The organism is Onishia taeanensis (assembly GCF_003268885.1).
Classification (GTDB): domain Bacteria; phylum Pseudomonadota; class Gammaproteobacteria; order Pseudomonadales; family Halomonadaceae; genus Onishia; species Onishia taeanensis_A.
Genome location: NZ_QLSX01000014.1, coordinates 35,646 through 60,919, shown reverse-complemented (window position 1 = coordinate 60,919; position 25,274 = coordinate 35,646). Strand labels below are relative to the sequence as shown.

Below are 25,274 nucleotides of genomic sequence, written 5' to 3'. Positions count from 1 at the left end.
CCGTTCTCAAACCGGCCCTCGAGTCAGTCCCCAATGTTGGCTAGGCGCGCGGCTTCGACGATCTCGATCCAGTAGCCGTCGACATCCTTGACGAAGACCACGTCCTTCATCTTGCCCTGATCGGCGCGCTTGACGAACTCGACCTCATTGGCATCGAACCACTCAACGGCGGCGTCGAGGTCCGGTACCGAGAAGCAGATATGGCCAAAGCCCTGAGGTTCGGCGTTGCCGTCGTGGTAGGCGAAGTCCTCCTGGTTCTCGGTGCCCCAGTTGTGGGTCAGCTCGAGCAGGCCCTTCTGGCTGAAGGTCCAGACGGTGCGCTGCCCCTTGTCTTCGGGCACGTCATCGCCGTCTTCCAGACGCGCCAGGAAGTACAGCGAGAAGCCGAGCTCCTCGAAGTCCAGCTTGCGCAGCACGCGCATGCCAAACACGCGGGTATAGAAAGCCAGCGACTTGGCAGGGTCCTTGACCCGCACCATGGTGTGGTTGAGGCGAAAACCCTGGGACTCGGCGGTTGGCGCCTGAACGCCGGGATGCTGCTCTCCGGTAAAGCTCATGGGATCTCCCTTCTAGTTAGTCGTTGCAGTTGAGTAGGGTATGGGGGCGGCCCGGGACAACTTCCACCCCCGTGTCATGATCAGGCTGGCCTAGGCGCTGTCCGAAAAGAGCTTAGATGGCACCTTCCTTCATCAGTTGGCCAATATGCTCGGCCTGGCGAATCGCCAGCGAGACGATGGTCAGCGTCGGGTTCTCTGCCGCCGAGGTCGTAAACTGGCTGCCATCGGAGATGAACAGGTTGGGAATGTCGTGGCTCTGCCCGTAGCCGTTACAGACGCCATCCTGGGCGCGCTGGCTCATGCGGCACGATCCCAGGTTGTGCGTCGAGGGGTAGGGCGGCGTGCGATAGATGTTCTTGGCCCCCACCGATTCGTAGATCGCCGAGCCTTGGCGATAGGCATGCTCGCGCATCGCGATGTCATTGGGGTGATCGTCGTAGTGAACGTTGGCCACCGGCATGCCGAAGGCATCCTTGAGGTCGGCATTCAGGGTGATGCGATTGCTTTCCCTGGGCATGTCCTCGCCGACCAGCCACATGCCGGCCATGTGGTCGTATTGGTCGAGAGCGCCAGCGAAGTCGCTACCCCAGGCACCGGGATCGAGGAACGCGGCCATGAACGGCAGGCCCAGCGATAAGGTTTCCATCTCGTAGCCGCCGACAAAGCCCCGCGATGGATCGTGATGCGCTTCGTCGGAAATGATCCCGGCCATGGTGGTGCCGCGATACATGTGCACCGGGTCATCGAAGGTGGCGTACACCGAGCCAGTGGTGTGACGCATGTAATTGCGCCCGACCTGGCCAGAGCCATTGGCCAGGCCCTCCGGAAACAGCGATGACGCCGAATTGAGAAGCAGCCGGGGCGTTTCCAGTGAATTACCGGCAACGGCCACCAGACGCGCCTTTTGACGCTGCTGATCCCCGTTGGCGTCGAAGTAGACCACGCCTGTCACCTTGCCCTGGGCATCATGCTCGATGTGGGCCACATGTGACTGGGGCCGCAGCTCCATGTGCCCCGTGGCGATCGCCGCCGGCAGCTCGGTGTAAAGCGTCGACCACTTGGCGCCGGTACGGCAGCCCTGGAAGCAGAAGCCGCGCTGCTGACAGGATGCCCGGCCATCGCGGATCTGGCTGTTGATCGCCATATGTCCGGTGTCGCATTCATATCCCAGGTTCTTGGCACCGGCGTACATCACATGGAAGTTGTTGTTGCCCGGCAGGCCGGGAATGTCATTGGTGCGGGTAACGCCCATGCGGTCCTCGGCTCGCGCGTAATAGGGTGCCAGCTCATCATAGGTCACCGGCCAATCGAGCAGGTTGGCACCCTCGACCTGGCCGTATTCGCTCAGGGCCCGAAATTCATGGGGTTGAATGCGCAGGCTGGCGCCGGCCCAGTGCACCGTGGTGCCTCCCACCGACTTGACGATCCAGGCCGGAAGATTAGGGAAATCCTTGGCCAGCCGAAAGCTGCCGGACGTGGTTCGCGGATCCAGCCACGCCAACTGGCTAAAGGACGCCCATTCGTCGGCCAGAAAGTCGTCGCGGGTATGAATCGCACCGGCCTCGAGAACGACGACATCAATGCCCTGCTGGGCAAGCTCGTTAGCGAGGGTGCCCCCGCCTGCGCCGGAACCGATGATCACTGCCACGTGATCATCGTCATGCTGGAAGCGTGTCTGATTGTCAGTCATGGCCATGATGGCTCTCCTCTACTTATATTTATTGTTTTTGTCTTGTTTTGGGCTCAGGACGGCATTTCGCCGGGCATATAGCCGTTGGCGGGCTGTGGCGGTTCGGGCAGCCAGGTCAGATCACTGAACCCGTTGTAGAGATAGCCCTTGTCGCCCTCCTCGCCCTGGTAGCCGAAATGGGTGAAGGCCAAAGGGTTGTTGTATAGCGAGACGATGGCAGTGGAACGGACCTTCTCGAAGAACGGCGTGCCTTACAGCGAGGCGACCCGCAGGTATTGATCATTGGTCGCGAGAGCCAGCCAATCGCCGCTGGCATCATCATCGAGGGCCTTGATCCCTCCCTGGAGCAGGGTACGGGTCGCCTCAGCCTCGGCGGCACGGTCCAGGTCTTTGACCACGAAGGCATAGACGGCATCCTCGAGGCCAGGGTGCGGAAACAGGTGTTTAGTGACCTGAAGCAGTACCTCGCCGTCATGGGAGCCCAGCACATCGAGCGGCATGGCCCAGCTACGACTGGGTGCCAGCAGGGCGATAGGCCCACTGGCGAAGGCCAACGTGCCTACCAGGGCACCGCCGGTCGTTTTCAGAAAGGTGCGGCGTGATAGCGATGTGGACGGCATGGCGGTTCTCCCCATGGAATCAGACAGTGAGGACACGGCATCACGCGGCGACCTCTCAGGCGGTGATGTCTCACCATGTCAGCGGCGTGGTGGCATCTTGTTCTGAGGCTATGCCTGAAATAGAAGGGTGGGGTAACAGCGGATTACTACTTAGCCGAAGGTAGCAGTTACGCGCTTCAACATGGCTCTCTGCGCAGAGCGAAGCTAATGTAGAAATAATTACCATCCTCTGCGGCGGGTATTTCCATGTGTCATGTTTATGCGTCAACGCATCCCACGCGCTACGAAAGCACTACCCGCTCGGTCCGCCTGCAGGGCAGCGTGACCAGCGTCAGGCTGGAAAACGAGTTCTGGGATATCCTCGACTGCCTGGCCAGCGACCAGGGCATGACGGCCGGGCGCTTCATCAGCAAGCTCTATGGAGAAGTCATCGCAGAAAAGGGCAGCGTTCCCAATCTGGCCTCGATGCTGCGAGTGGCCTGTGCCGTTCATCTTCACCTCGGCAATGTGCCGACAGCGCTATCGCACCAACCGGCCTAGTCACGACGACATGGACAGTCACGACGACATGGACAGTCACGGCGACATAGACAGACACGACGACATGGACAGGCACGACGACATGCAAAGGCTTCTTCCTATCTCTCGACGCCCCGGGCTGATGGGCCTGCTGACCCCGTTCCTGCTGACTCGATTTCTGCTGACATCGCTTGTGCTGACACTGCTTGCCGGCTGCGCCGGGCAGCAACTCGCCACCGATGATCGCTCCGCCGGGCTCTCCATCGAGCGGCTGCTGGTGCTCGACCAGGCTCGAGACGCCCTCGGCACGCCCTATCGCTGGGGCGGCGCCTCGACAAACGGGCTCGACTGCTCGGGGCTGGTGCTGGTCAGCTACCGCGCGGCCGGGCTTCAAGTACCGCGCACCGCCGATGATCAGTACCGGGCTCTACCGCCTATCGAGGCGGCACGCCCGGGAGACCTCCTGTTCTTCGGCCGCGGTAGCCGCGCCAGCCACGTGGGCATCTATGCAGGCAACGGTCAGATGATTCACGCCCCAGGACGCGGACGACAGGTCACCACGACCTCGCTGGACCTGGACTACTGGCAGAAACGCTTCCTGGGGGCCGCCGCGCCGGCCCCCTGAAGACGCGCGCGTTATTTTCCACCATATCTTTATGGGAAATCGGCTTATCGTAGGCCTTGTTTCCCAGCCTCCTCGCCCTGATATAGGAGGGTAGGCAAGACGTGATGATCACAGACTTCCAAGGAGGACAGCATGGCTCTGCAACTTGGCGATATCGCTCCGGACTTCACTCAAGACAGCACCGACGGCCCGATCCACTTCCACGAGTGGGCCGGCGACAGCTGGGTGATCCTGTTCTCGCACCCCAAGGATTTCACCCCGGTCTGCACCACCGAGCTAGGCGAGGTCTCGCGCCTCAAGCCAGAGTTCGACAAACGCCACACCAAGGCGATCGGCCTGTCGGTGGATCCGCTTGACGATCACAAGGCCTGGGTCGGCGACATCCAGGAAACTCAGGGCCAGGCGTTGAACTTCCCGCTGCTGGCCGATGCCGATCGCAAGGTCAGCGACCTGTACGGCATGATTCATCCCAACGCCAACGACACCCTGACGGTGCGCAGCGTCTTCATCATCGACCCCAACAAGAAGCTGCGCCTGACCCTCACCTACCCGGCCAGTACCGGGCGCAACTTTGACGAAATCCTTCGGGTGCTCGACAGCCTGCAGCTCACCGACGGCTACAAGGTGGCCACACCGGTCAACTGGCGCGACGGCGATGACTGCATCATCGTGCCCGCTGTCAGCAATGAAGAAGCCAAGACCCTGTTCCCGAACGGCTGGGACGAGCAGAAACCCTACCTGCGTGTTACCAAGCAGCCCAACAAGGGCTGAAGGCTGAGGCAAGAGACAAGCCTCGCCGGGCATCTCGGCACCTGCGGCCTGAGCGCGGCCGGCTCGGCTTGATCGCTGAGCGCTGGCAGCAGACCGCCGCCCTTCGGGGCGGCGGTCTTTTTTATTGATATGGTTATAAGCAAATCGTCCTAGTAGAACTTTCCGAGCCACTGATCCAACCGATATGATCGGCGGCCCCTTACGCCTTCCGGAGATTGCTCATGTTGCGCTTCACCCGCCATCTGGGCGCCATGGCCCTTTTGTTGCTCACCCTGCCCGGCCTGGCACATGCAAAAGCCGCTGATGACGTCACCACTCTTCAGGTCGGCTACATGCCGATCCTGCCTGTCGCGCAGCTATTCGTCATGGAAGGCGAAGGCTGGACCGAGGAAGCGGGCCTCGATCTCGAGCTGACCCGTTTCTCCAGCGGCCCGGCCATGGTTCAGGCGCTGGCCTCCGGCGAGCTGGACGTCATGTACTTCGGCATCGGCCCGGCCATGGTGGCTCGCGCCAACGGCGTGCCCCTCAAGGTGCTCGCCGCCAGCATCAAGGAACAGATCGGCTTGGTGGCCCGCGGCGACTTCGCCGGCGAGTTCGAGAACGCCACCGCCCAGGACGCCATCGCCCGCTTCACGAAGACCCAGGGCCGCAAGCCCAAGATCGCCACCTTCCCCAAGGGCTCGGTGCCGGACACCGTGCTGCGCTACTACCTGACCCAGCAGTTGGGCCTGTCGCTGGATAGCGTGGACATCGTCGCCATGGGCGCCGACCGGGTGCAGCAGGCGCTGCTCGCCGGCGCCGTGGATGCCGCCTCGATCCTCGAGCCGATCCTGACCACCGTGCAGGAGCGCGACGACAGCGCCCGCGTCGTCGCCCGCGGCGGCGACATGCTGCCCAACCAGCCCGGCGCCGTGCTGGCCGCTCGGGAGCAAGTGCTCGCGGACCACCCCGAGGCGATGCAGCGGCTGATGACGCTGCACATCCGCTCCACCAACATGCTTCGCGACGACCCCGAGCGGGCCGCGCCCCATGTGCGCGAGTTCGTCGGCAAGCGCCTGGTCCCGCTGGCCACCGTCGAGACCGCGCTGCGCTCGCCGTCGTCCAACTACCTGAGCGACCCGCACGCGATCATCGATGCGACCCGGGTGATGCGCGACTTCCAGCTCGACAACGGCACCCTGCGCCAGTCGGTGGATATCGAGGCGCTGTTCGACACCGGCCTGTATGACGCGGCCAGCGCCGCACTGGCCAAGGGCAACGACGCCGAGACCGGCGCGCCGTGATTCGGCTGTCGCGCCCCCGCCGTCTGCTGATCAGCGCCCTGGGCCTGGCCGGCTTCGTTGCCCTGTGGGAGGCGAGCCTGCGCGCCGGCCTGCTGCCGGGCAACCTAGTACCCTTGCCGTCGAGCATTCCCGGCGTGTTCTGGGCGGAGATCGCCGATGGCATCTGGTTCGAGGTGGTGCGCTCGAGCCTGTCGCACTACGCCGTTGGCGTGGCGATCGGCTCGCTGCTCGGCATCATGGTCGGCGTCGGCGCGGCCCTGGTGCCAACCTTCAATGCCCTGCACGCCTGGCTCGCCCGGCTGCTGCGGCCGATTCCGCCGCTGGCCTGGATACCGTTCGCCATCATCTGGTTCGGCGTCAATCCCACCGCGGCGGCCTTCATCATCAGCATCGGCGTGTTCTGGATCAATTACTTCACCAGCTATAGCGCGGTGCGCGCGGTGGACCCGGGCTATGACGAGGTCGCTATCGCCTTCGGCCAGCAGCGCTTCGTGGATCGCCTGGCCAAGGTCAGCCTGCCGGCCGCGGCACCGGGCATCCTCGGCGGCCTGCGCGCCGGCCTCGGCCAAGGCTGGATGACCGTGGTCGCCGCCGAGCTGTTCGGCATTCCCGGTATCGGCCAGCGCATGATGGAGGCCTCGGGCCTCTTGGCCACCGATATCGTGGTGGTCTACATGCTGACCATCGCCGGGCTTTATGCGCTGTTCGATGCGCTGTTCATGGTCGTGCAACGGAGGATGCTGCGGTGGCAACCCTGAGCGATACCCCCTCTCAAGACGATACGCCCTCTCGGAGCGCGTCTCCCTCGGCGGTGCTGCGCGCCCAGGGTGTCAGCCTTGGCTTCGACGGCACCACCATCCTGCAGGGCGTCGATCTCGAGGTTCAGCCCCGGGAGTTCGTGGCCGTGGTCGGCGCCTCCGGGGTCGGCAAGTCGACCCTCTTGCGCGCGCTGGCCGGGCTGATCGCGCCCCGCGAGGGACAGGTCGAAATTCCCGCCGGCAACAGCGACGATACCCGCGCCTGGTCGATGGTCTTCCAGGCCCCGCGGCTGTTCCCCTGGCGCCGGGTGCGTGCCAACGTCGAACTGGGCCTCGAGGGCCTGGCGCTGTCGAGGGCTCAGCGCCGCGAGCGCGCCCTGGAACCCCTGGCGCTGGTCGGGCTCGACGGCTATGCCGAGCGCTGGCCGCACACCCTGTCCGGCGGCCAGCAGCAGCGGATCGGCATCGCCCGGGCGCTGGCCGTGCGCCCCCGGGTGTTGTTCATGGACGAGCCCTTCTCGGCGCTGGATGCCATCACCCGGCGGCGCCTGCAAACCGAGCTCGTCGACCTGCGGCGTCGCAGCGAGGCGGCAATCGTCTTCGTCACCCACGATATCGAGGAGGCCGTGCTGCTGGCCGACCGAGTGCTGGTGCTGGGCGGTGGGAAGGACGACGGCCCCGCCGGCATGGTGGATGTGATCGATGTCGCGTTGCCCAAGGAAGAGCGCCGCGAGCACGCTGGCTTCGCCGAGTGCGTGCAGGGCATAGAAGGCCTGATCGGCACCTCGGCCGCCGATGAATCCTCCTGATGCGCTTAATGCTTGAATCCAGGTTTTAAACAGGCGGTTTGAACGGGCGGCTTCAACGATCACTCTGAGCCGTCTTTCGCAACCTTCTAGATCAACCCTCTAGATCAACCATATCGACCAGCCGCCTTATCAGCCCTTTCTACCCCGCCTTAACATTACGCTTGTACATCACGCCTGGAGTCCCGCCATGTCGACCCTTAACGTACTGCTGCATGCCCCCACCCCGGCCTCGCTGGCCAGGGCCCGGCGCAATGCCGTCAACCTGCTGGCCGCGCGCCCCGAGGCCGAGGTGCTGATCGTGGCCAACGGCGTCGGCGTGGCAGCGGCGCTGGAAACCCCCGATGCGGCCACCGACCCGCTGCTGCGGCTGTGTCGCAACTCGCTGGCGGCCCAAGGGCTCGAGAATGCGGCCGGCATTGAGGAAGTCGAGGCAGCCGTGGTCACCCTGGCCGAGCATCAGGCCGCAGGGTGGAGCTATATCCGCTGTTGAACATCCCCCCGCTAATATTCGAATAAGGGCGACTATCTTAAGCCGGCGTTAAGCCAGGCCACCCACACTGTCAGGGAAGCTCATGGAGGCGACCCTGATGCCCTATCACCAAGCCACACCCCTGCTCGACGCACAGCCAGAAGGCCGACCCGGCGCCACTTTACCAGGCAATCTCTCCGCTCCTTCGTCCGGAACTCTTTCCGGTACCCTTGCCGGCAGCCTGCCCGATCCGCTGCCCGGCGTAAGCTCGGCCGAACGATCTTCTGGCAGCTCAGGGCCGCAGGCAGTGGCGCCGCTATCCTGGCATATCGCCGAGAACCGGCATCAGCAATCCGCCCTTGAGACCCTGATCCGGGAGCGCTTCGCTTGCGACCACGGCGCCCGGGTCAGCCACTTCCTGCCCCGCCTGCTGGGCCTCTGGCAGGGCGAGCTTCCTCAGGCGGCGGTCGGCGCCCAGTGCGCCGACAATGCGCCTCTGTTTCTCGAGACCTACCTCGACACCTCCATCGAGCGGTCCCTGAGTGAGTCCTTCGGCCAACCGGTGGAACGCTCAAGCATCGTCGAAATCGGCAACTTGGCCTGCAATCGGCCAGGGCTGCAGCGCGCGCTGATTCTGAACTTGGTCGAGCAGCTGCACGAAGAGGGCTATGCCTGGCTGGTCTTCACCGCCACCCCGGCGGTGCGCAATGGCTTTCGCCGACTGGGGCTTTCCGCGAGTCCCCTGGCGCTGGCCGACCCGACGCGCCTGTCAGCCCAGAGCCGCGAGGCCTGGGGCAGCTACTATGACCTGGTGCCCTGGGTGATGGGCGGCTCGCTAGCGCTTGCCTATGCCAACCTCGAGGCGCAGGGCCTGCTGCCCCGCCGCCAGAGGGAGGGCAGCCATGTCCGCTGAACGTCAGCGTTTTCTCGCGGCCCTCACAGAGCATGCCCGGACCTGGCCCAACCGCATCGCTCTGGACGACGGGCAGGCACAGTTGAGCTACGGCGAACTGCTCGCCGAGATTGACCGGCGCCGTGAGCGGCTGGCGGCGCTGGACGCCCGGCGCGTTGGCCTGGCGCTGGATAACGGTATCGATTGGGCGCTGTGGGATCTCGCCCTGCTCAGCGATGAGCGGGTGGCCGTCCCGGTGCCGGGCTTCTTCTCGGCGTCACAGCGAAAGCACCTGGTCGCAAGCGCGGGGCTGGATAGCTGGATCGGCGCCGGCGACGAGGCGGCCACGCTCGGCTTCGCCCCTAGCGACGATGGCGCCATCGCCTCCCGAACGGTCAGCGCGCCTCCCGAACTGCATGCGGGCACCGCCAAGATCACCTTCACCTCCGGTACCAGCGGCGCGCCCAAGGGCGTGTGTCTCGATAGCGCGGCCATGCTGCGGGTCGCCGAGAGCATTGCCAGTCTCGTCGCGCCCCTCGACATCTGTCGCCACCTGGCGATGCTGCCGCTGGCCACCCTGCTCGAGAACATCGGCGGGCTCTATGTGCCGCTATGGCTCGGCGCAACCTGCCACCTCCCAGACACCGTGACGCTTGGCTGGCAGGGCGCCAGCGGCTTCTGCCCGCGCACCGCCATGTCGGTCATCGAGTCCGTGAAGCCCCAGAGCCTGATCCTGGTGCCGCAGCTACTCCAGGCCCTGCTGGCGGTCGCGCCCGAGGCGCCCGAGAGTCTGTCCTTCGTTGCGGCGGGCGGTGCCCGCCTGGCCCCGGCGCTGCTTGCCCAGGCAGAAGAGCGCGGTTGGCCGGTCTTCGAGGGCTACGGGCTGTCGGAGTGCGCTTCTGTGGTGTGCCTGAACCGCCCCGGCGAGCCGGCTCATGGCGTCGGCCGCCCGCTGCCCCATGCCGAGGTACGGCTTTCAACAAGCGGCGACGTCGAGATCAAGGGGGCCACCATGCTCGGCTACCTGGGCGAAGCTCCCATCGGCACCTGGTATTCAAGCGGTGACCTGGGTCGCCTCATGCCTTATCCGGACGGCGAGCGGTTGCACCTCGACGGCCGCCGCCGTGATGTATTCATCACCGCCTACGGTCGCAACGTCGACCCCCAGTGGGTCGAGTCCGAACTCACGCTGCAGCCGATGATCGCCCAGGCCCTGGTGCACGGCGAAGCGCTGGACCACAACCGGGCACTGATCGTCCCCCGGGACCCAAGCGCCGACGATGACAGCCTGAGCGCGGCCATCACCGCGGCCAATGCCCGGCTGCCCGACTATGCCCGGGTGCACGCCTGGCGGCGCGCGGCGCCCTTTACCCCGGCCAATGACCAACTCACTGCCAATGGACGCCTGCGGCGCAGGACCGTGCTCGAGGCCTACCGCGACTGGCTGACTGCCGAGGCCGCATCGATCGTCACGTCGACGCCTTCGTCCGCCACGCCTTCTTCCTATTCCACAGGAGCCGCCTCATGAGCGCCTACCAACGCCTGCTCGCCGAGACTCAGATCGAACGCGAGGCCATGCTGGCCATCCCGCTATTGCAGCGCGCCCAGCGCGGCGAGGTCAGCCACGCCGAATACCTGGCCTTTCTCGGCCAGGCCTATCACCACGTGCGCTACACCGTGCCTTTGATGATGGCCTGCGGCGCTCGACTGCCCGCCGACAAGGGGTGGCTACGCGATGCCCTGGTGGAATACATCGACGAGGAGCATGGCCACGAGCAGTGGGTTCTCGACGACATCCGCGCCGCGGGCGGCGACCCCGATGCCGTGGTAGCGGCCACGCTGGCGCCGGCGACCCGGCTGATGGTCGGCCATGTGCGCGACGTGATCACCCACGACAATCCGGTCGGCTTCTTCGGCATGGTGCTGGTGCTGGAAGGCACCAGTACGGCGCTGGCCACCCAGGCCGCCGAGGCGCTCCAGCAGAACCTCGGCCTGCCCAAGGAGGCCTTTAGCTACCTGCTCTCCCACGGCAGCCTGGATATCGGCCACATGGCCTTCTTCGAGTCGCTCATCGAACGTCTCGACGAGGACGACCTGGCGGCGGTGATCGACACCGCGGCCATGGTCTACCGCCTATACGGCGCCATGTTCCGCGGCGTCGAGGCGGCCTGCGGCAGCGGCGATGTCAGCCGGGAGCTCGCTGATGCGCTGGTCTAAGCGATTGTCCAAGCCCTTGTCCAGGCCCTGGTTCAGGAAGCCGACCCTCGAGGGCGGCTGGCCGGCACAGCGCATCCTGGTCACCGGCGCCAGCGGCGGCATCGGGCGCGCCCTGGTCAAGGAGCTAGCCGCCACCGGTGCACAGGTGCTAGCCAGCGGTCGCAACGCCGAGACCCTGGCTGCCCTGGCGGCCGAGAACCCTGAACACATCAGCGTGATGGCCGCCGACCTGACCGACGCCGATGCTCGGGCTCGTCTGGTCGAGGCGGCGCGGCGTGCCGACTGCAACGTGCTGATCAACGCGGCCGGCATCAACCATGTCGGCCTGTTCGAGAACGAGGCCGACGACAGCATCGCCGAGCTGATCAACGTCAACCTGACCGCCACCCTGCAGCTGATTCATCAGCTGCTGCCACAGTTGATGGCCGCCCCTCAGGGGCAACTGGTCAATGTCGGCTCGACCTTCGGCGCCATCGGCTATCCGTCGCAGGCCACCTACTGCGCCACCAAGTTCGCGATGCGCGGCTTTTCCCAGGCGCTGCGCCGTGAGCTGGCCGATACTCGGGTGCGGGTGCTGTATGTCGCCCCGCGCGCGACCCGCACCGCCATGAACAGCCCCGAGGTGGAAGCAATGAACGAGGCACTGGGCACCACCATGGACACCCCGGAGCGGGTGGCGAGAGCCGTGCGCCGCGCCATCGAAGGACAGCGCGAGGAGACCCAGGTGGGCTGGCCAGAAGGCCTCTTCGTACGACTCAACGCCATCGTGCCGCGGGTGGTCGATCGCGCCCTGCATCGCCAGCTGCCGATCATTCGCCGCTTCGTCGGCAAGCCCTGAGGAAGACGCTATGCGCACCCACTCCGTCCAAGCTCGATCGCAGGCCCGCCATGGCCGGCGCACCGCCGGTCTCACTGCCACATTGACCGGCGTCCTGTCTGTCGGCCTGCTGGCCCTGGCAAGCCTGCCCGCCTTTGCCATGACGCCCGACATCGAGGATGCCGTGCACAACCTCCAGCAGCGCTGGGCCGAAATTCACTATCAGATGCCGGAAGACGCCCAGGCCAAGGCCCTCGAGACCCTGGAACACGAGGCCGACGGTTATCTGACCCGCTACCCTAAGGCCGCCGAGCTGTATATCTGGGCCGGCATCGTGCGCTCGACCGAGGCCGGCGCCAAAGGCGGGCTCGGCGCCCTGTCATTGGTCAAGGCCGCGCGAGACGACCTGGAAACCGCCATCGATCTGGATCCGGCGGCCCTCGACGGCTCGGCATATACCAGCCTCGGCGCGCTGTATTATCAGGTGCCGGGCTGGCCACTGGCCTTTGGCGACGACGACAAGGCCGAGTGGCACCTGCAGCAGGCGCTGAAGTTCAACCCGGACGGGATCGACAGCCTGTACTTCTGGGGCGACTATCTGCATCAGCAGGGCCGTAACGCCGAGGCCCGCCAGGCGCTGAAGCAGGCCCTTGAGGCACCGCCGCGGCCCGGGCGCGAGCTCGCCGATCGCGGGCGTCGCAAGGAGATCCAGGCATTGCTCGACCAGCTGCCGTAGACTGAAACCGGAGGCGAGTTGGCATCAGGCGCGGCCCTCGGCAGACGAGGGCCGCGTCGTCATTGGCGGCCGGCGCGGACCGCCGCCCCATTCACACGATCTACAGGGAGCAGGCATGCGAGTACTGCTGGTCGAGGACGACCCCAGCCTGGCATCGGGCATCCGCCTGGCGCTTAAGTCCGAACATTACACCGTCGATGTGCTGGGCGATGGCCGCTCGGCCCTGGCCACTCTCAACGACGGCGAACCCTTCGACGTAGTGATCCTCGACCTGGGACTGCCCAAGCTCGACGGCATGAGTCTGCTCAAGCAGCTGCGCGGGCGCGATAACCCGGTGCCGGTATTGGTGCTGACCGCCCGAGACGGCATCGAGGATCGCATCAACGGCCTGGATGCCGGCGCCGACGACTACCTGGTCAAGCCCTTCGAGGTCGCTGAGCTCAAGGCTCGCCTGCGCGCGCTGCTGCGGCGCAGCCACGGCCAGGTAAACAGCGCCCTCGAGGTCCACGGCATCCGCCTCGATGCCGCCGAACATCAGGTGAGTTATCAGGGCGAGCCGATCAATCTCTCCCGGCGCGAATTCACCCTGCTGCAGGAATTTTTGAGTCATCCGGGCCGCGTCTTCACCCGCGACACCCTGGCCAGCGTGATCTATGGCTGGGACGAAGACGTGGAGAGCAACGCCATCGAGGTCCACGTGCACCACCTGCGCCGCAAGCTGTTTCCGGGGCTGATTCGCACCGTGCGCGGCATCGGCTATGTGCTCGACAAGCCGAGTGACACGTCCTGTGACGGCGCCTCATGACCTCGATTCGGCGCCGCACTCTCGGCCTGGTGCTGTTGATGTTCGCGGCCAGCATGCTGGTCATCGGCATCACCAGCTACCGGGATGCCACCCACGAGGTCGAGGAACTGTTCGATGCACGCCTGGCGCAGAACGCCCGGCTGATTCAGGGACTGATGCAGGCACCGCTGGCCCAGGAACAGCGCGCCGGCCTGCTCGACAGTCTGGACCGTGCCCTGGCGCGCGCCGACAACGCCGACATGAATGTGGCAGGGCACCGCTACGAGAGCAAGCTGGTGTTCCAGGTCTGGCAGCAGGACCAGCTGCTGCTGCGCTCGGCGCGGGCCCCGCAGTCGCCGCTGGAGGTCCATCGCGACGGCTATGAGAACGCCGAGATCGGCAACTTCGAGTGGCGGATCTTCGCCCTCACCGCCCCCAGCGACTCCACATCACCGGGGCTTCGGGTCGTGGTGGCGGAACGTGAGGACGTGCGCGGCGAACTGGTGACCCTGATCGCCCTGCGTACCCTGATCCCCGACCTGGTTGGCCTGCCGGTGCTGGCGCTGCTGCTGTGGTGGGCGATCGGCTGGGGGCTCAAGCCGCTATCGCGGATGGCGCAACAGATCCGGGAGCGCGACCCACACAACCTGCAGCCACTGATGCTGGCCCCCCTGCCTCAGGAACTGGATACCATTACCGGCGCGCTGAACCGACTGCTCGATCAGATTCGCAACCTGCGCACCCGCGAGAAGCGCTTCATTGCCGATGCCGCCCATGAGCTGCGCACCCCGCTTGCCGTGCTTGGCCTGCATGCCCAGAACGCTCGCGACACCACCCAGCCCGACGACCGCCGGGAGTCGCTGGACCAGCTGCAGGCCGGCGTCGAGCGAGCGACTCGGCTGGTCTCGCAGCTGCTGACGCTGGCCAGGCTCGACCCCGATCAGGATGCCGACCATCCGCGCCAACGGATCGACCTGCTCAGCGAAACCCGCGAGGCCCTGGCCAAACTCTCCCCACTGGCTGGCGAAGCGTCGCTGGAACTTCAGCTCGACGCCGACGAGACTCAGGATTGGCGACTCACCACCGAGCCCGGCTGCGTCGATACCCTGGTGCAGAACCTGGTCGGCAATGCCCTGCACCATTCCCCGGCGGGCTCAACCGTGCGCGTCGCGCTCAGCGTCGAGCCAAGCACCGCCCCGCATGGCGACCCGAGCGCGACGCACAGCGCCCCTCAAAACACGGGGCACAGCAAAGAGCACAGCACGGATAAGGGAGCTGACCCACGCCATGCATCACCGCATTTCACACTGGTCGTTGACGACCAGGGCCCCGGCATTCCGGCCGCAGAGCGCCGCAAGGTAATCGAACGCTTCCATCGCGCCGGCCCGGGAGCAGGGGCAGGACTGGGGCTCTCCATCGTCGACCGCCTGGTGCAGCGTCATGGCGGTGAACTGGCGCTGGAGGGCGCGCCGCAGGGCGGTCTGCGGGTCAGGGTAGTGCTGCCGCAGGAGGCCATTCCCCCCATGCCGGCGAGTTGAGGGATACCCTCCGCGAAGCCCAAAGCAAAGCCCCCGTCGTGTCGAACACGGCGGGGGCTTTTCGTTGCGCGGGGCTCTTCGTTGCAGGGCATCGCCTCTGGGCGAGCCATTGGCGGTCTAGTTAACGTTAATCGGCTGGGTTAACTCGCTAGCGCGCCATGTCCTGGCTGGCATTCTGCAAGCCCCAGGCACTGCCGCCATCCCCCTGGGCGTTACGCTCCATCAGGGCCCGGATCGGGTCCACGGCGTTGGACGCCAGACGAGCGACAGGCTCGGCTTCCACCGAGGCCAGCAGAGCCGGCATATTGGCCCGGCTCGGATCAACGGCAAGGGGTGGCAGCGAGGCGATGGGGCCGGAAATATCGGTATCCGCCAGCCAGTCTGTGCGCTCCTGTAGGCCCAATCGGGCGAAGCCGCGATCGAGCAGGTCGGCCATATGCTCATCCCGCGAGCGGGAGGTGAAGCCGCCCATCACCACGGCAATGAGACGCCGGTCGTCACGCACGGCCGAAGTCGCCACGTTGAAGCCTGAGGCACGGATGAAGCCGGTCTTGAGGCCGTCGGCGCCGGGATAGTTGTTCAATAACCGATTGTGCCCGCGCTGGCGCTTGCCGCGGAAGACGAACTCGGTGCGTGAGAATTCGCCGTAGTACTCAGGGAAGTCTCGCATCAGGGCGACGGCCAGGGTAGCCATGTCCCGCGCGGTGGTGACCTGGGCATCATCAGGCAACCCGGAAGCGTTGCGAAAACGCGTCGACTCCATTCCCATCCTGCGTGCCCTAACGGTCATGAGCTGAGCGAAGGCGGTTTCGCTGCCGCCCAGGGCCTCGGCCACCACCACGGCCACATCGTTGGCCGAGCGCACCACCAGTGCAGGAATGACGTCGCCCACCCGGATGCTGTCGCCGGCGCGCAGCCACAGCTTTGAGGCCGGCATCGAGGCCGCATGGGTGGAGACCGGCAAGGCATCATCAATATCCAGCCGTCCCTGCTCGATGGCCTCGAACAGCAGATAGAGCGTCATCATCTTGGTCAGCGAGGCCGGATAGCGACGGGCCTCTTCGTTTTCCGCATAGACCACTTCGCCGCTCGCCGCGTCGGCGACGAGCCCCGCGTAGCGCGGGTTATCGGCCTGTGCCACGCCCCCTATCAGCATCAGCATCATGCCCATAAAGACACTCATCATGAGTGGTGTCGTTGCACGCCACGGCCGTGACCGGGTGGCGGGTAGCCTTGTTGTTATATCCCGCATTGTCGTTATCCCCTGAGTTCCCTGCTGTTTCCAACATGTTACCGCTTCTAGTCTCAGTATGCCGATCGCGACCGGCCTGTCCACTGTCGCGAGTCCCGGCATGGAAAAGTCATCGCAAAACGCTAATGGCCAAGCACTAATCGCCAAGATTTAATAGCCAAGAGCTATGGGAAAGATAATTGCAACTGTTTTTATAAATGAGAATCACTCTCTTATAGTGAGGCCAACGCTTACCAGAGCTCTTGACGGAGTCCCCGACATGATCAAGACCGCTACCTTCGCTATCGTCCACTTTTCCGTAGCCTTCACGGTGACCTACCTGCTGACCGGCAGCTGGGTGCTGGGCGGCGTCATCGCCCTGACCGAGCCTGCGGTAAACACTGTCGCCTATTTCTTTCATGAAAAGGCCTGGGAGCGGGTCAAACGCCGGCAAGCCCTCACTGCCGGGCAGCCTGCCACTGGACAGCCGACCGCAGGACAATCCATCTAGCGCGCCCTGACCTCGTCTTTGTCGAATAACGTCGACGATCAGCACGCTGATCATACTAGAGGTTGGCCCATGACAGGGCCATGTCACCCGCATCAGTCCCACAGGAACTCTCGCCCCACCCCGCTCTACCCAATGTCAGCGCCCCTTACCCACATAAAAACGACCGCCCTCGGGCGGTCGTTTGGTGATGCCTGCATCGAACAGCAACGGCGTTAGAACTCTTCCCACTCGGTCTCGCGTTGCTGAGCGCGATTACCGGCACTCGGCAGGCGATGAGACGATGCCTGCTGCTGGCCTGACTGCCTCGAAGCCGACGGCAGAGCTCGATCCGACGTTTGCCGAACAGCCTGCTGCGAGACTTCGCCAAGCTGGAAGGCCGACATCAGGTCCATCAGCTGATGCGCGCGCTCCTTGAGATTGTTGGACGCCGTGGCGCTCTCTTGGACCAGCGTGGCGTTCTGCTGGGTCACCTGATCCATCTGGTTCACGGCTTCGCCAGCCTGCTGCACCCCATCGCTCTGCTCGGCGGTGGCGCTGCTGATTTCTTCCATCAGTTCGGTAACCCGCTTGACGGAGGCGACGATCTGCTCGGTGGTCTTGCCCGCCTGAGAGGCCAGCTCTGTGCCCTCAATGACGCGCTCGCGATTGGCGGTGATCAGCGTATTGATCTCCTTGGCCGCCGCCGCGGAGCGGCTGGCCAGTTCGCGAACTTCCTGGGCTACCACGGCAAAGCCGCGGCCATGCTCGCCGGCACGTGCCGCCTCGACAGAGGCGTTGAGCGCCAGGATGTTGGTCTGGAAGGCGATGCCATCGATCATCGAAATGATATCGGCCACTTCGTTGGAGCTGCCGTCGATATCGCGCATGGTCTGCACCACTTTGGCGACGACTTCGCCGCCATCCTCGGCAACCTTCGAGGCGTTGGCCGCCTGCTTGCGGGCTTCCACGGCGTTATCGGCGTTCTGCTGAACGGTGCTGCCAAGCTCCTCCATGGCCGAAGCGGTCTCGGCCAGAGAGCTGGCCTGCTGCTCGGTGCGCGACGACAGCTCGTTGTTGCCTTCGGCGATCTGCTCGCTGTTGGTGGCCACTGACTCAGCGGACTGACGCACGTCCAGTACGGTCCTTTGCAGCTGCGCTGCCATTTCCATCTGAGACGCCATGATGCTGTGGCGATACTGAGGCTTTAGCGTCACCTTGCGAGTCAGGTCACCGCGACCCACGGCCTCTGCGAAGGCCTTGACCTTATAAGGCTCAGCGCCGAACTCGCGCAGTAGCAGGCTAGTCAGCAGCGTGGCGACCAGGCCACCGATCACCAGGGCACCGAAGCACAGGGCCAGCATGGTGATCTGGAAATTCTCGGCGATGTTACGAGCAAAGCCGGTCTCTGCCTCGTTGAGCTGCTCCTGCAGGGTGATGAACGCGTTGATGGTGTTGAGCCAGGTGGTAAAGGCCGGCGCAGCCTGATCAAGCAGCAGCCGTTCAGCGGCATCGGTCTTGCCGGTCTGGCGAAGCTCAATCACCTGGTCGATCAACGGCATGGTCTTGGCTTCGATAGTCTGGATATCGGCCAGGCCACTACGCTCCTCGGCGGTGATGTCGTCCCGCGAGGCGAAAAGCTCCTTCATACCGGCGGCGGCCTCGCGATAGTTCCCCTCGAGGCGCCTGATGTCGGCGATCACCGGTTCAAGCTTGGTGTCGTCGTGAATGAGTACTGCATCGCGCAGGGCAACGGAGCGGTCGTGGACGCTGCCCCGGTAGTCGACCGCGTACTGCTGCTTGACGCTGTTGACGTCGTTGATGACCTTCATGCTGTGGTCAATCATGTTGACCTCACGCACCCCTTCAGCGGTCAGGATGACCATCAACAAGAGGACGCTGGCAAAGCCGGCGGTCATACGGGCACGTATCGTCGTTCCCCGCAGCCACGAAAAAATGGTTTTCACAGTGCTGTTCCTATCTGGCGTGTCGAAGAAAGCTCATGCACCGTGGACAACCCTTCGCCCGGTCACAAGGCCAACATGTACAAAGTCTAAATAATATATAATTTTTGTACAAGAATTACCTTGCCATCAATTCCTTTGTGCACGATGCAATAATGGGCAATAGCTAACGCACTATCGGCAAAAGCGCCGCCAGCTTTAATCGCCATCGCGGTTTGTTTCCGAATGCCGGCCTCCTTCGAAGCCATCCCACGCAGGGCAATGGGCTGCCGCCCTGCGCGGCGATATCGTATGCTTGGCCGCACGATCAACCGCAGATGAGCTGGACGGGAGACAGGAATGACCGAAAGGATGCGCGCCACGCAGGCCCTGATGACTCGAGCGGTGACAACGCTGTCAGTGAGAGCATTACAAGTAAGAACACCGCAGTCGAACGCGATGCAGTTAAAAACACTACCATTAAGAAAAATGCAGGAGAAAACGCAGAAGCTGCGAGCCCTGAAGGTGAGAACCCTGGCGCTCATCACTCTCGCGGGTGGGCTTTCTACGCCGGCCATGGCGCTGATGTACAACCAGCAAGGTATCGAGGCGGCAGGCCACTGGGCGTCGATGACGCTGGTACTCGGCGAGGAGCGCACCTACCGGGCCAGCAACAGCTACGACATGCCGGGCACCGCCTTTTCTGTGGATTTCACGCCGCCCGAGTGTCGGCCGCGGCTGGAGCTGCGGGTCGACATGGGCGAGGTGGCAAGCCGCGACGAGACCGTCAGTGCCGACGCCGCCCTGCGCGTCGACCGCTTCACGCCCCACGCCGGGCCGACGACGCTTGCCAAGGAGCGCGGCGATAACGGCGCCTACGTGAGCTTCACCAATGCAGCCCCCTTTCGGTTGCTGCACGAACTGCACGTGGGTGACACCCTGCGCCTTCAGATCGAGAACGGCACTGAACCCTGGTATCTGACTTTTCAGCTACCGGGCGCAGCCATCGCCCTCGACCGGGCGGCGCGGCAGTGCCATGAGGCCGCCACGCCAAACGACGACGCCGAGCAGCCGCCCAGCGCCTATTTTTGAATGGAGAATGAGTAGCCAGTGAACGGCGAGCGACTCGGCTAGTCGAGAATCACCAGACGGTTGGGCAGCTCGTCGCGCGGGTGGGTGGCGGGCAACTCACGCTTGAGGTGCTGGCCGCATGACTCGATACATTCCACGAACCCCTGTCCCGTCTGCCCCTGGCGGACGTGACGGGTAAAGTCGGCGACGATGTCCTGCCAGGTATCGTCGCTGAGACGCTCGGAAATGCCTCGGTCGACCAGAATTTCCACGTAGCGCTCGGCCTCAGAGACGAAAATCAGCATCCCGGTGCCGGCCTCGGTGTGGTGCAGGTTCTGCTCGAGGAACTGGCGGCGGGCCAGGTTCGCGGCGCGCCAGTGGCGAACCGAACGGGGGATGAGCCGGGTGGTGACCGAGGGCCTACGGCACACCAGGGCCGCCACCACAAAGGTGGCCCACTGGACCAGCAGTAGCGTGGTGGCGTCCCACCAGCCCGGGAAGTAGTTGATCGCGCCGGGAACCACCAGGGCCAGAATGCCGGCCCACAGCAGTGGGATATAGGCGTAGTCATCGGCCTGGGCGGCCAGCACGGTGACCAATTCGGCATCGGTCTCCTGCTCGACTCGCTTTATCGTCTCGGCTACCTTTCGCTGCTCGCTGTCGCTCAATAACGCCATGGGGTATCTGTACTCGCTTGAAAGGATTTACCAGCCACCGGAGGCGCCACCGCCCCCGAAACCGCCCCCACCGCCGCTGAAGCCTCCGCCACCGCCGAGACCTCCGCCGCCACCGTGGCCGCCTCGGCCACCCAGCGCGGCCCCCAGCAGCAGCCCGCCCAGCAGTCCGCGACCGCCACGACCACCGCGCAGGAACCCGGTGACGGCGAGCAGCAAAAGGAAGAACAGCACCGACTTCGGACCATCCGGGCCCTGCTTGCCCTGTTCAGCTGTCGGAGCCGGGGTGGCGAGCGGATCGCCCCCCAATACCTGGATCATCGCCTGGGTGCCTTCTAGGATGCCGCGGGCGAAATCCCCCTGCTGGAAAGCCGGCGTGATCACCTGGTTGATGATCAGCGAGGACTGCGCATCGGTCAGGCGCCCTTCGAGACCATAGCCTACCTCAATGCGCAGTTTGCGCTCGTCACGGGCCACGATCAGCAGCGCGCCGTTGTCCTCGCCCTTCTGCCCTATACCCCAGTGGCGCCCCAGCTGATAGCCGTACTCCTCGATGGTGCGCCCCTGGAGGTTCGGCAGCGTGGCCACCACCACCTGCTCGGTGGTGGCCTGCTCATGCGCCGCCAACATCTCGGTCAGACGCGTTTCGTCAGCGGCATCGAGCATGTCGGCCTGATCGACGACACGACCGGTGAGCTCCGGGAATTCGGACTGCTGTGCCTGGGCGCCCAGCGCCACGAGCAGCAGTAAGACGACGGGAAGTTGCCGGAACAGCCGCATCAGAAGGACACCTCAGGCGCCTGATCGGCGTCGGTCGCTGTGGCTTCGAAGTTCTCGCGCAGATCCATGTCGCTGTACAGGAGGCTATGCCAGAGACGCCCCGGGAAGGTGCGAATCTCGGTGTTGTAGCGCTCGACCGCGGCGATGAAGTCGCGGCGCGCGACCGCGATGCGGTTCTCGGTGCCTTCGAGCTGGGACTGTAGCGCCAGGAAGTTCTGGTTGGACTTGAGATCCGGGTAGCGCTCCGAGACCGCCATCAGCCGGCTCAGGGCACTGGAGAGTTCACCCTGCGCCTGCTGGAACTGACGCAGCTTCTCGGGATTGTTGAGGATACTCTCGTCGACCTGGATTGACGTCGCCTTGGAGCGGGCTTCGATCACCGCCGTCAGCGTCTCCTGCTCCTGCCGCGCGTATCCCTTGACGGTCTCTACCAGATTGGGGATCAGGTCGGCTCGCCGCTGATACTGGTTCTCGACCTGCGACCAGGCTGACTTCACCTGCTCGTCATAGGTCGGCAGGTTGTTCACGCCGCAGCCCGTCAGCAGCATGGCGACGAGCAGCAGGATGGCCGAACGCCAGGCGATCCGGTAGGGGGTAACCCCGAGTGTGGCTTGCATGGTTGGTTCGCTTCCCCGTCTTGTTGGCCAATAATCTGCTCTCACGGTACACGGTGGCGGCCGGCGCGAGAAGCCGGCTCCCCGGCCGCGTCCCGTTTCATGTCTTACCGGCTCCTGGCGTTTCGGGTTCAGGGCGTTATGGGCTCATGGCGTCACCGTCTCGACGTCTAGTCGAACCGAATAGCGGCGGTGGGCCTCGCAGTCCTCCGCCATGATCGTGCAGCCGCCGCCGTCGCTGACCTCCAGATACCAGCGGCCGGCCGGCAGTGCGCGGGTCAGGCGGAAGTTCTCCCCCTCGCCACTGCGCCAGTCACGGGCCACCACCTGCCCCTTGGCATCGAACAGGGTGGCGTTGGGGTCAAGCGTCCAGCCGCTGGCCGGCGTCTCGCTTTCGAGCCTCACCTGCGCCGGGGCCGAGAGGGTAAAGGCATAGACATCGACGCCCGGCCCCAGCCAGCCGTCGCGCGATTCACCGGACACCAGCTCGATGGCCTGCGCCTCACGGGTAGCGGGCGTGGCGCAGCCCGCCATCATGCTCACAAGGACAAGCCCCATCAGCACTAGCCCCAACGGGGCCAGTCCCATAGGAACCCGCCCCAACCGAGAAAGAACAGCCCGCCCTCGCCACCGTTCGCCCCGCATGCCCATCGCCGTCTCCTCTTAACGTCTTTCGATGACCAATGACTCGCCGCGCCTTTCGCCGTACTTCTCGCACAGCCTGAGCTCAGTTTAGCCTCTCATGTGCGGCACTCTCATGGGGAAATCTCGTGTGGGGCAGTCTCATATGCGGCATGCGCGGCGCCATAACTGACGCTTTTCATCAATTAAATGGCGCTTTACGCACATATCCAACGCCTAACATCGCCGAGACTAAGGGCATATTCAGCAATGGAGCCGATGACCATGAACTCTAATGTCATCCTGACCTGTGCCATTACCGGCGCCGGCGATACCGCCGACAAGAACCCCAACGTACCGATCACCCCCAAGCAGATCGCCGACGACTGCATCGCGGCCGCCAAGGCCGGCGCCAGCGTGGCGCATATCCACGTCCGCGACCCCGAGACTGGCGGCATCAGCCACTCCACCGAGCACTTCCGCGAGGTAATGGAGCGCGTCCGCGAGTCTGATACCGACATCGTCATGAACATCACCGCCGGCGGCGGCGGCGACTGGATCCCCGACGTCGCGGACCCGACCCGCGGCGGCCCGGGCACCGACATGCAGACCCCGGCCGAGCGCCACGCGCCGGTGGCCGAGCTGCTGCCTGAACTGTGCACCCTGGACTGCGGCAGCCTCAACTTCGGCGACATGGTCTACATCAACACCGCCGACTGGCTGCGCGAACACGCTCGCCTGGTGCAGGCCGCCGGCGTGAAACCGGAGCTCGAGTGCTTCGATCTGGGCCATGTCTGGTTCGCCCGCCAGCTGCAGAAGGAAGGTCTCCTCGACGGCGACCCGCTGTTCCAGCTGTGCCTGGGTATTCCCTGGGGCGCCGAGGCCGACACCGAGACCATGCTGGCAATGCGCAACAAGCTGCCGGAAACCGCCAACTGGGCAGCCTTCGGCATCGGCCGTCACCAGATGCCGATGGTCGCTCAGGCGATGCTGCTCGGCGGCCACGCCCGCGTCGGCCTTGAAGACAACCTGTATCTCAGCAAGGGCGTACCGGCCACCAACGCAAGCCTGGTCGAGAAAGCGTCCGGCATCATCGAGAACCTCGGCGGCCGTACCATGACACCCGCCGAAACCCGCGCCCACCTCAAGCTGCGCGACCCCAAGACCGGTCAGATCGTCGGAGGTGAGGCATGAGCCAGCAACTCTCGACGAAGAAACTGGCCGTCATCGGCACCGGCGTCATCGGCAACGGCTGGATCGCGAGGGCCCTGGCCCGTGGTTTCGACGTGGTGGCCTTCGATCCTGACCCGCAGGCCCCCGAGCGCACCCGCGCCTTCGTCGACAACGCCTGGGCCTCGCTCGAGAAGCTGGGCCTCGCCGAAGGCGCCGACCCTGCGCGGCTGAGCTTCGTCGACAGCCTGGAAGCCGCCGTGGAAGGAGCCGACCTGATCCAGGAGAACGTGCCTGAACGCCTCGAGCTCAAGCGCGAAATCCTGGCCGCCATCGACGCCGCGGCAGCGCCGGACGTGGTGATCGGCTCGTCCACTTCGGGCTTCAAGCCCACGGACCTGCAACAGGATTGTACAAGGGCGCCGGGGCGGGTGATCGTCGCCCACCCCTTCAACCCGGTCTATCTGCTGCCGCTGGTCGAGCTGGTGGGCGGCGAGGCCACCAGCCCCGACCATCTGGCCAACGCGCAGCGGCTCTACCAGGCGATGGCAATGCGTCCGCTGGTGGTCAAGCGCGAGATCGAAGGGCATATCGCCGACCGCCTGATGGAGGCGCTGTGGCGCGAGGCCCTGCACCTGGTCAATGACGGAGTGGCCACCACCGAAGAGATCGATGCTGCCGTGGTTTATGGCTGTGGCCTGCGCTGGTCGCTGATGGGCACTTTCATGACCTTCCACCTGGCGGGCGGCGAGCAGGGCATGCGCCACATGCTCGAGCAGTTCGGCCCAGCACTGAAGCTGCCCTGGACCAAGCTCGAAGCACCGGAGCTCACCGATGAGCTCATCGACAAGGTGGTCGAAGGCTGCGAGCACCAGGCCGCCGGCCGCCCGGTCGCCGAACTCGACCGCCGCCGCGATGACTTCCTGGTCGAACTGCTCGACCTTGTGCAGAAGTACTGGCCCGAGGCCGAAGGCCTGGAAGGACGCATCTGATGGCACTGCTCGACACACAGGTGCTCCCGGAATGGGTCGACTACAACGGCCACATGAATGACGCCGAGTACGCGCGGGCCTTCTCGCTGGGCGTCGAGGCGCTGATGGAGCGCATCGGCCTGGATGCAGAGGGCCGCCAGCGGCATGGCTACACCATCTATACCCTCGAGACGCATCTTTGCTATCGCCGCGCCGCTCACGAGCACCAGGCGCTGTGCATCGACGTGACGCTGCTCGAGCGCGATGCCAAGCGCCTGCACGTCCTGTTCACGATGCAGGACACGGCAGGCAACCTGCTGGCCTCGAGCGAACAGATGCTGATGGGTATCGACTCGGTCAATGATCGTCCCGCGCCCTTTCCCGGCGCCGTGGACGCGGCCATCGACACCCTGCCCCAGGCCGACACCTGGCCGGAACTCGCCGGCCGCCGCATCGGCCTGCCGTCGGGCAAGCGCTGACGCCACCGGCATCCGGCGCCATACGGGTCGGCGACGCCTGCGTCGCCGGCCTGCCTGTTGGGCTCGAATGTGTGGCCTGTCCTGGCCGCCGTCTTCGCGGAGGCTCTTCCTCACTTGCCGTGTTGCAACGGATTGACTGGGCGCTACA

Annotated in this window: 30 protein-coding genes; 19 read left to right on the top strand and 11 right to left on the bottom strand. The window is 64.9% G+C overall.

Features of this window, described 5'->3' with window-relative positions:
* Window positions 1-23: 23 nt before the first annotated feature.
* From gloA to BCL93_RS15865, 4 genes are all read right to left on the bottom strand, one after another.
* Entirely contained in the window at window positions 24-557 is a 534-nt protein-coding gene (gloA, locus tag BCL93_RS15875) for a lactoylglutathione lyase (RefSeq protein ID WP_112056224.1), read from the bottom strand.
* 112 nt (window positions 558-669) lie between these two features.
* Window positions 670-2,253 (bottom strand): GMC family oxidoreductase, encoded by a 1,584-nt coding sequence (locus BCL93_RS15870; protein WP_181463117.1) that lies wholly within the window; start codon window positions 2,251-2,253, stop codon window positions 670-672.
* 47 nt (window positions 2,254-2,300) lie between these two features.
* Complete coding sequence (locus tag BCL93_RS17375; protein ID WP_220086297.1) at window positions 2,301-2,438, bottom strand: hypothetical protein; 138 nt, start codon at window positions 2,436-2,438, stop codon at window positions 2,301-2,303.
* Between the two features lie 60 nt (window positions 2,439-2,498).
* The gene (locus BCL93_RS15865) at window positions 2,499-2,867 is read right to left on the bottom strand and encodes a twin-arginine translocation signal domain-containing protein (protein WP_220086296.1); all 369 of its coding nucleotides are present in this window, start codon (window positions 2,865-2,867) and stop codon (window positions 2,499-2,501) included.
* A gap of 246 nt (window positions 2,868-3,113) precedes the next feature.
* Between BCL93_RS15865 and BCL93_RS15860 the strand changes: the two genes are divergently transcribed.
* The 14 genes from BCL93_RS15860 to BCL93_RS15795 all read left to right on the top strand — a co-directional run bounded on the left by BCL93_RS15860 (window position 3,114) and on the right by BCL93_RS15795 (window position 15,085).
* Window positions 3,114-3,407, top strand: a complete 294-nt coding sequence (locus tag BCL93_RS15860; protein ID WP_112056223.1) for a ribbon-helix-helix domain-containing protein — start codon at window positions 3,114-3,116, stop codon at window positions 3,405-3,407.
* Window positions 3,408-3,489: 82 nt separating this feature from the next.
* The gene (locus tag BCL93_RS15855; RefSeq protein ID WP_425339126.1) at window positions 3,490-4,011 is read left to right on the top strand and encodes a C40 family peptidase; all 522 of its coding nucleotides are present in this window, start codon (window positions 3,490-3,492) and stop codon (window positions 4,009-4,011) included.
* Window positions 4,012-4,143: 132 nt separating this feature from the next.
* On the top strand, window positions 4,144-4,782 hold the full coding sequence (locus BCL93_RS15850) for a peroxiredoxin (protein ID WP_112056220.1): 639 nt from the start codon (window positions 4,144-4,146) through the stop codon (window positions 4,780-4,782).
* 221 nt (window positions 4,783-5,003) lie between these two features.
* Window positions 5,004-6,065, top strand: coding sequence for an ABC transporter substrate-binding protein (locus tag BCL93_RS15845; RefSeq protein WP_220086295.1), 1,062 nt, complete (start codon window positions 5,004-5,006; stop codon window positions 6,063-6,065).
* Complete coding sequence (locus BCL93_RS15840; RefSeq protein ID WP_258396639.1) at window positions 6,062-6,823, top strand: ABC transporter permease; 762 nt, start codon at window positions 6,062-6,064, stop codon at window positions 6,821-6,823. Before BCL93_RS15845 ends, BCL93_RS15840 begins: the two co-directional genes overlap by 4 nt.
* Window positions 6,811-7,632 (top strand): ABC transporter ATP-binding protein, encoded by an 822-nt coding sequence (locus tag BCL93_RS15835; protein ID WP_258396638.1) that lies wholly within the window; start codon window positions 6,811-6,813, stop codon window positions 7,630-7,632. Before BCL93_RS15840 ends, BCL93_RS15835 begins: the two co-directional genes overlap by 13 nt.
* Window positions 7,633-7,819: 187 nt before the next feature.
* On the top strand, window positions 7,820-8,122 hold the full coding sequence (locus BCL93_RS15830) for a hypothetical protein (RefSeq protein ID WP_112056218.1): 303 nt from the start codon (window positions 7,820-7,822) through the stop codon (window positions 8,120-8,122).
* A gap of 97 nt (window positions 8,123-8,219) precedes the next feature.
* Window positions 8,220-9,014 (top strand): thermostable hemolysin, encoded by a 795-nt coding sequence (locus BCL93_RS15825; RefSeq protein WP_112056256.1) that lies wholly within the window; start codon window positions 8,220-8,222, stop codon window positions 9,012-9,014.
* Window positions 9,004-10,521, top strand: coding sequence for an AMP-binding protein (locus BCL93_RS15820; RefSeq protein ID WP_112056216.1), 1,518 nt, complete (start codon window positions 9,004-9,006; stop codon window positions 10,519-10,521). The genes BCL93_RS15825 and BCL93_RS15820 overlap by 11 nt, the downstream gene beginning before the upstream one ends.
* Window positions 10,518-11,210 (top strand): TenA family transcriptional regulator, encoded by a 693-nt coding sequence (locus tag BCL93_RS15815; protein ID WP_112056214.1) that lies wholly within the window; start codon window positions 10,518-10,520, stop codon window positions 11,208-11,210. The genes BCL93_RS15820 and BCL93_RS15815 overlap by 4 nt, the downstream gene beginning before the upstream one ends.
* Window positions 11,197-12,048, top strand: a complete 852-nt coding sequence (locus BCL93_RS15810) for an SDR family oxidoreductase (protein ID WP_112056212.1) — start codon at window positions 11,197-11,199, stop codon at window positions 12,046-12,048. Before BCL93_RS15815 ends, BCL93_RS15810 begins: the two co-directional genes overlap by 14 nt.
* Before the next feature lie 10 nt (window positions 12,049-12,058).
* On the top strand, window positions 12,059-12,763 hold the full coding sequence (locus tag BCL93_RS15805) for a hypothetical protein (protein ID WP_220086294.1): 705 nt from the start codon (window positions 12,059-12,061) through the stop codon (window positions 12,761-12,763).
* Window positions 12,764-12,878: 115 nt separating this feature from the next.
* Entirely contained in the window at window positions 12,879-13,568 is a 690-nt protein-coding gene (locus BCL93_RS15800; RefSeq protein WP_112056210.1) for a response regulator, read from the top strand.
* Window positions 13,565-15,085 carry an ATP-binding protein gene (locus BCL93_RS15795; protein WP_112056208.1) on the top strand — a complete coding sequence of 507 codons (1,521 nt, stop codon included), beginning with the start codon at window positions 13,565-13,567 and terminating at the stop codon, window positions 15,083-15,085. Before BCL93_RS15800 ends, BCL93_RS15795 begins: the two co-directional genes overlap by 4 nt.
* A 148-nt stretch (window positions 15,086-15,233) precedes the next feature.
* Here the strand turns inward: BCL93_RS15795 and BCL93_RS15790 are convergent, their stop codons facing one another.
* A complete protein-coding gene (locus BCL93_RS15790; protein ID WP_112056206.1) occupies window positions 15,234-16,271 on the bottom strand; it encodes a D-alanyl-D-alanine carboxypeptidase family protein in 1,038 nt (345 codons plus the stop codon).
* A gap of 325 nt (window positions 16,272-16,596) precedes the next feature.
* Here BCL93_RS15790 and BCL93_RS15785 point away from each other — a divergent pair, with 325 nt between their 5' ends.
* A complete protein-coding gene (locus tag BCL93_RS15785; protein WP_112056205.1) occupies window positions 16,597-16,827 on the top strand; it encodes a DUF2061 domain-containing protein in 231 nt (76 codons plus the stop codon).
* 212 nt (window positions 16,828-17,039) lie between these two features.
* On the opposite strand, the gene BCL93_RS15780 is transcribed toward BCL93_RS15785, so the two are convergent.
* Together BCL93_RS15780 and BCL93_RS17175 are read right to left on the bottom strand one after the other, a co-directional pair.
* Entirely contained in the window at window positions 17,040-18,770 is a 1,731-nt protein-coding gene (locus BCL93_RS15780) for a methyl-accepting chemotaxis protein (protein WP_258396636.1), read from the bottom strand.
* 86 nt (window positions 18,771-18,856) lie between these two features.
* The gene (locus BCL93_RS17175) at window positions 18,857-19,291 is read right to left on the bottom strand and encodes a hypothetical protein (protein ID WP_146742506.1); all 435 of its coding nucleotides are present in this window, start codon (window positions 19,289-19,291) and stop codon (window positions 18,857-18,859) included.
* Between BCL93_RS17175 and BCL93_RS15775 the strand changes: the two genes are divergently transcribed.
* Window positions 19,272-19,838 carry a hypothetical protein gene (locus BCL93_RS15775; protein ID WP_146742505.1) on the top strand — a complete coding sequence of 189 codons (567 nt, stop codon included), beginning with the start codon at window positions 19,272-19,274 and terminating at the stop codon, window positions 19,836-19,838. The genes BCL93_RS17175 and BCL93_RS15775 overlap by 20 nt on opposite strands.
* Before the next feature lie 38 nt (window positions 19,839-19,876).
* Here BCL93_RS15775 and BCL93_RS15770 read toward each other — a convergent pair whose 3' ends face one another.
* From BCL93_RS15770 to BCL93_RS15755, 4 genes are all read right to left on the bottom strand, one after another.
* Window positions 19,877-20,494 (bottom strand): TPM domain-containing protein, encoded by a 618-nt coding sequence (locus tag BCL93_RS15770; protein WP_112056200.1) that lies wholly within the window; start codon window positions 20,492-20,494, stop codon window positions 19,877-19,879.
* Between the two features lie 27 nt (window positions 20,495-20,521).
* On the bottom strand, window positions 20,522-21,271 hold the full coding sequence (locus BCL93_RS15765) for a TPM domain-containing protein (protein ID WP_112056199.1): 750 nt from the start codon (window positions 21,269-21,271) through the stop codon (window positions 20,522-20,524).
* Window positions 21,271-21,888, bottom strand: coding sequence for a LemA family protein (locus BCL93_RS15760; RefSeq protein WP_112056198.1), 618 nt, complete (start codon window positions 21,886-21,888; stop codon window positions 21,271-21,273). The genes BCL93_RS15765 and BCL93_RS15760 overlap by 1 nt, the downstream gene beginning before the upstream one ends.
* A gap of 144 nt (window positions 21,889-22,032) precedes the next feature.
* The gene (locus BCL93_RS15755) at window positions 22,033-22,473 is read right to left on the bottom strand and encodes a PPC domain-containing protein (RefSeq protein WP_181463116.1); all 441 of its coding nucleotides are present in this window, start codon (window positions 22,471-22,473) and stop codon (window positions 22,033-22,035) included.
* Window positions 22,474-22,791: 318 nt separating this feature from the next.
* Between BCL93_RS15755 and BCL93_RS15750 the strand changes: the two genes are divergently transcribed.
* The 3 genes from BCL93_RS15750 to BCL93_RS15740 are packed head-to-tail and all read left to right on the top strand — an operon-like array spanning window position 22,792 to window position 25,126.
* Complete coding sequence (locus tag BCL93_RS15750; RefSeq protein ID WP_112056196.1) at window positions 22,792-23,700, top strand: 3-keto-5-aminohexanoate cleavage protein; 909 nt, start codon at window positions 22,792-22,794, stop codon at window positions 23,698-23,700.
* On the top strand, window positions 23,697-24,668 hold the full coding sequence (locus BCL93_RS15745; protein ID WP_112056195.1) for an L-carnitine dehydrogenase: 972 nt from the start codon (window positions 23,697-23,699) through the stop codon (window positions 24,666-24,668). The genes BCL93_RS15750 and BCL93_RS15745 overlap by 4 nt, the downstream gene beginning before the upstream one ends.
* On the top strand, window positions 24,668-25,126 hold the full coding sequence (locus BCL93_RS15740; protein ID WP_112056194.1) for a thioesterase family protein: 459 nt from the start codon (window positions 24,668-24,670) through the stop codon (window positions 25,124-25,126). Before BCL93_RS15745 ends, BCL93_RS15740 begins: the two co-directional genes overlap by 1 nt.
* The last annotated feature ends 148 nt before the right edge of the window (window positions 25,127-25,274 follow it).

Excerpts from the sequence above, each read along its gene's own strand:
- gloA (WP_112056224.1), bottom strand. The coding sequence starts at position 557 with ATGAGCTTTACCGGAGAGCAGCATCCCGGCGTTCAGGCGCCAACCGCC.
- BCL93_RS15870 (WP_181463117.1), bottom strand. The coding sequence starts at position 2,253 with ATGGCCATGACTGACAATCAGACACGCTTCCAGCATGACGATGATCAC.
- BCL93_RS15865 (WP_220086296.1), bottom strand. The coding sequence starts at position 2,867 with ATGCCGTCCACATCGCTATCACGCCGCACCTTTCTGAAAACGACCGGC.
- BCL93_RS15860 (WP_112056223.1), top strand. The coding sequence starts at position 3,114 with ATGTGTCATGTTTATGCGTCAACGCATCCCACGCGCTACGAAAGCACT.
- BCL93_RS15855 (WP_425339126.1), top strand. The coding sequence starts at position 3,490 with ATGCAAAGGCTTCTTCCTATCTCTCGACGCCCCGGGCTGATGGGCCTG.
- BCL93_RS15850 (WP_112056220.1), top strand. The coding sequence starts at position 4,144 with ATGGCTCTGCAACTTGGCGATATCGCTCCGGACTTCACTCAAGACAGC.
- BCL93_RS15845 (WP_220086295.1), top strand. The coding sequence starts at position 5,004 with ATGTTGCGCTTCACCCGCCATCTGGGCGCCATGGCCCTTTTGTTGCTC.
- BCL93_RS15830 (WP_112056218.1), top strand. The coding sequence starts at position 7,820 with ATGTCGACCCTTAACGTACTGCTGCATGCCCCCACCCCGGCCTCGCTG.
- BCL93_RS15825 (WP_112056256.1), top strand. The coding sequence starts at position 8,220 with ATGCCCTATCACCAAGCCACACCCCTGCTCGACGCACAGCCAGAAGGC.
- BCL93_RS15820 (WP_112056216.1), top strand. The coding sequence starts at position 9,004 with ATGTCCGCTGAACGTCAGCGTTTTCTCGCGGCCCTCACAGAGCATGCC.
- BCL93_RS15815 (WP_112056214.1), top strand. The coding sequence starts at position 10,518 with ATGAGCGCCTACCAACGCCTGCTCGCCGAGACTCAGATCGAACGCGAG.
- BCL93_RS15810 (WP_112056212.1), top strand. The coding sequence starts at position 11,197 with ATGCGCTGGTCTAAGCGATTGTCCAAGCCCTTGTCCAGGCCCTGGTTC.
- BCL93_RS15805 (WP_220086294.1), top strand. The coding sequence starts at position 12,059 with ATGCGCACCCACTCCGTCCAAGCTCGATCGCAGGCCCGCCATGGCCGG.
- BCL93_RS15800 (WP_112056210.1), top strand. The coding sequence starts at position 12,879 with ATGCGAGTACTGCTGGTCGAGGACGACCCCAGCCTGGCATCGGGCATC.
- BCL93_RS15795 (WP_112056208.1), top strand. The coding sequence starts at position 13,565 with ATGACCTCGATTCGGCGCCGCACTCTCGGCCTGGTGCTGTTGATGTTC.
- BCL93_RS15790 (WP_112056206.1), bottom strand. The coding sequence starts at position 16,271 with ATGATGAGTGTCTTTATGGGCATGATGCTGATGCTGATAGGGGGCGTG.
- BCL93_RS15785 (WP_112056205.1), top strand. The coding sequence starts at position 16,597 with ATGATCAAGACCGCTACCTTCGCTATCGTCCACTTTTCCGTAGCCTTC.
- BCL93_RS17175 (WP_146742506.1), bottom strand. The coding sequence starts at position 19,291 with ATGAGCGCCAGGGTTCTCACCTTCAGGGCTCGCAGCTTCTGCGTTTTC.
- BCL93_RS15770 (WP_112056200.1), bottom strand. The coding sequence starts at position 20,494 with ATGGCGTTATTGAGCGACAGCGAGCAGCGAAAGGTAGCCGAGACGATA.
- BCL93_RS15765 (WP_112056199.1), bottom strand. The coding sequence starts at position 21,271 with ATGCGGCTGTTCCGGCAACTTCCCGTCGTCTTACTGCTGCTCGTGGCG.
- BCL93_RS15760 (WP_112056198.1), bottom strand. The coding sequence starts at position 21,888 with ATGCAAGCCACACTCGGGGTTACCCCCTACCGGATCGCCTGGCGTTCG.
- BCL93_RS15755 (WP_181463116.1), bottom strand. The coding sequence starts at position 22,473 with ATGGGACTGGCCCCGTTGGGGCTAGTGCTGATGGGGCTTGTCCTTGTG.
- BCL93_RS15750 (WP_112056196.1), top strand. The coding sequence starts at position 22,792 with ATGAACTCTAATGTCATCCTGACCTGTGCCATTACCGGCGCCGGCGAT.
- BCL93_RS15745 (WP_112056195.1), top strand. The coding sequence starts at position 23,697 with ATGAGCCAGCAACTCTCGACGAAGAAACTGGCCGTCATCGGCACCGGC.
- BCL93_RS15740 (WP_112056194.1), top strand. The coding sequence starts at position 24,668 with ATGGCACTGCTCGACACACAGGTGCTCCCGGAATGGGTCGACTACAAC.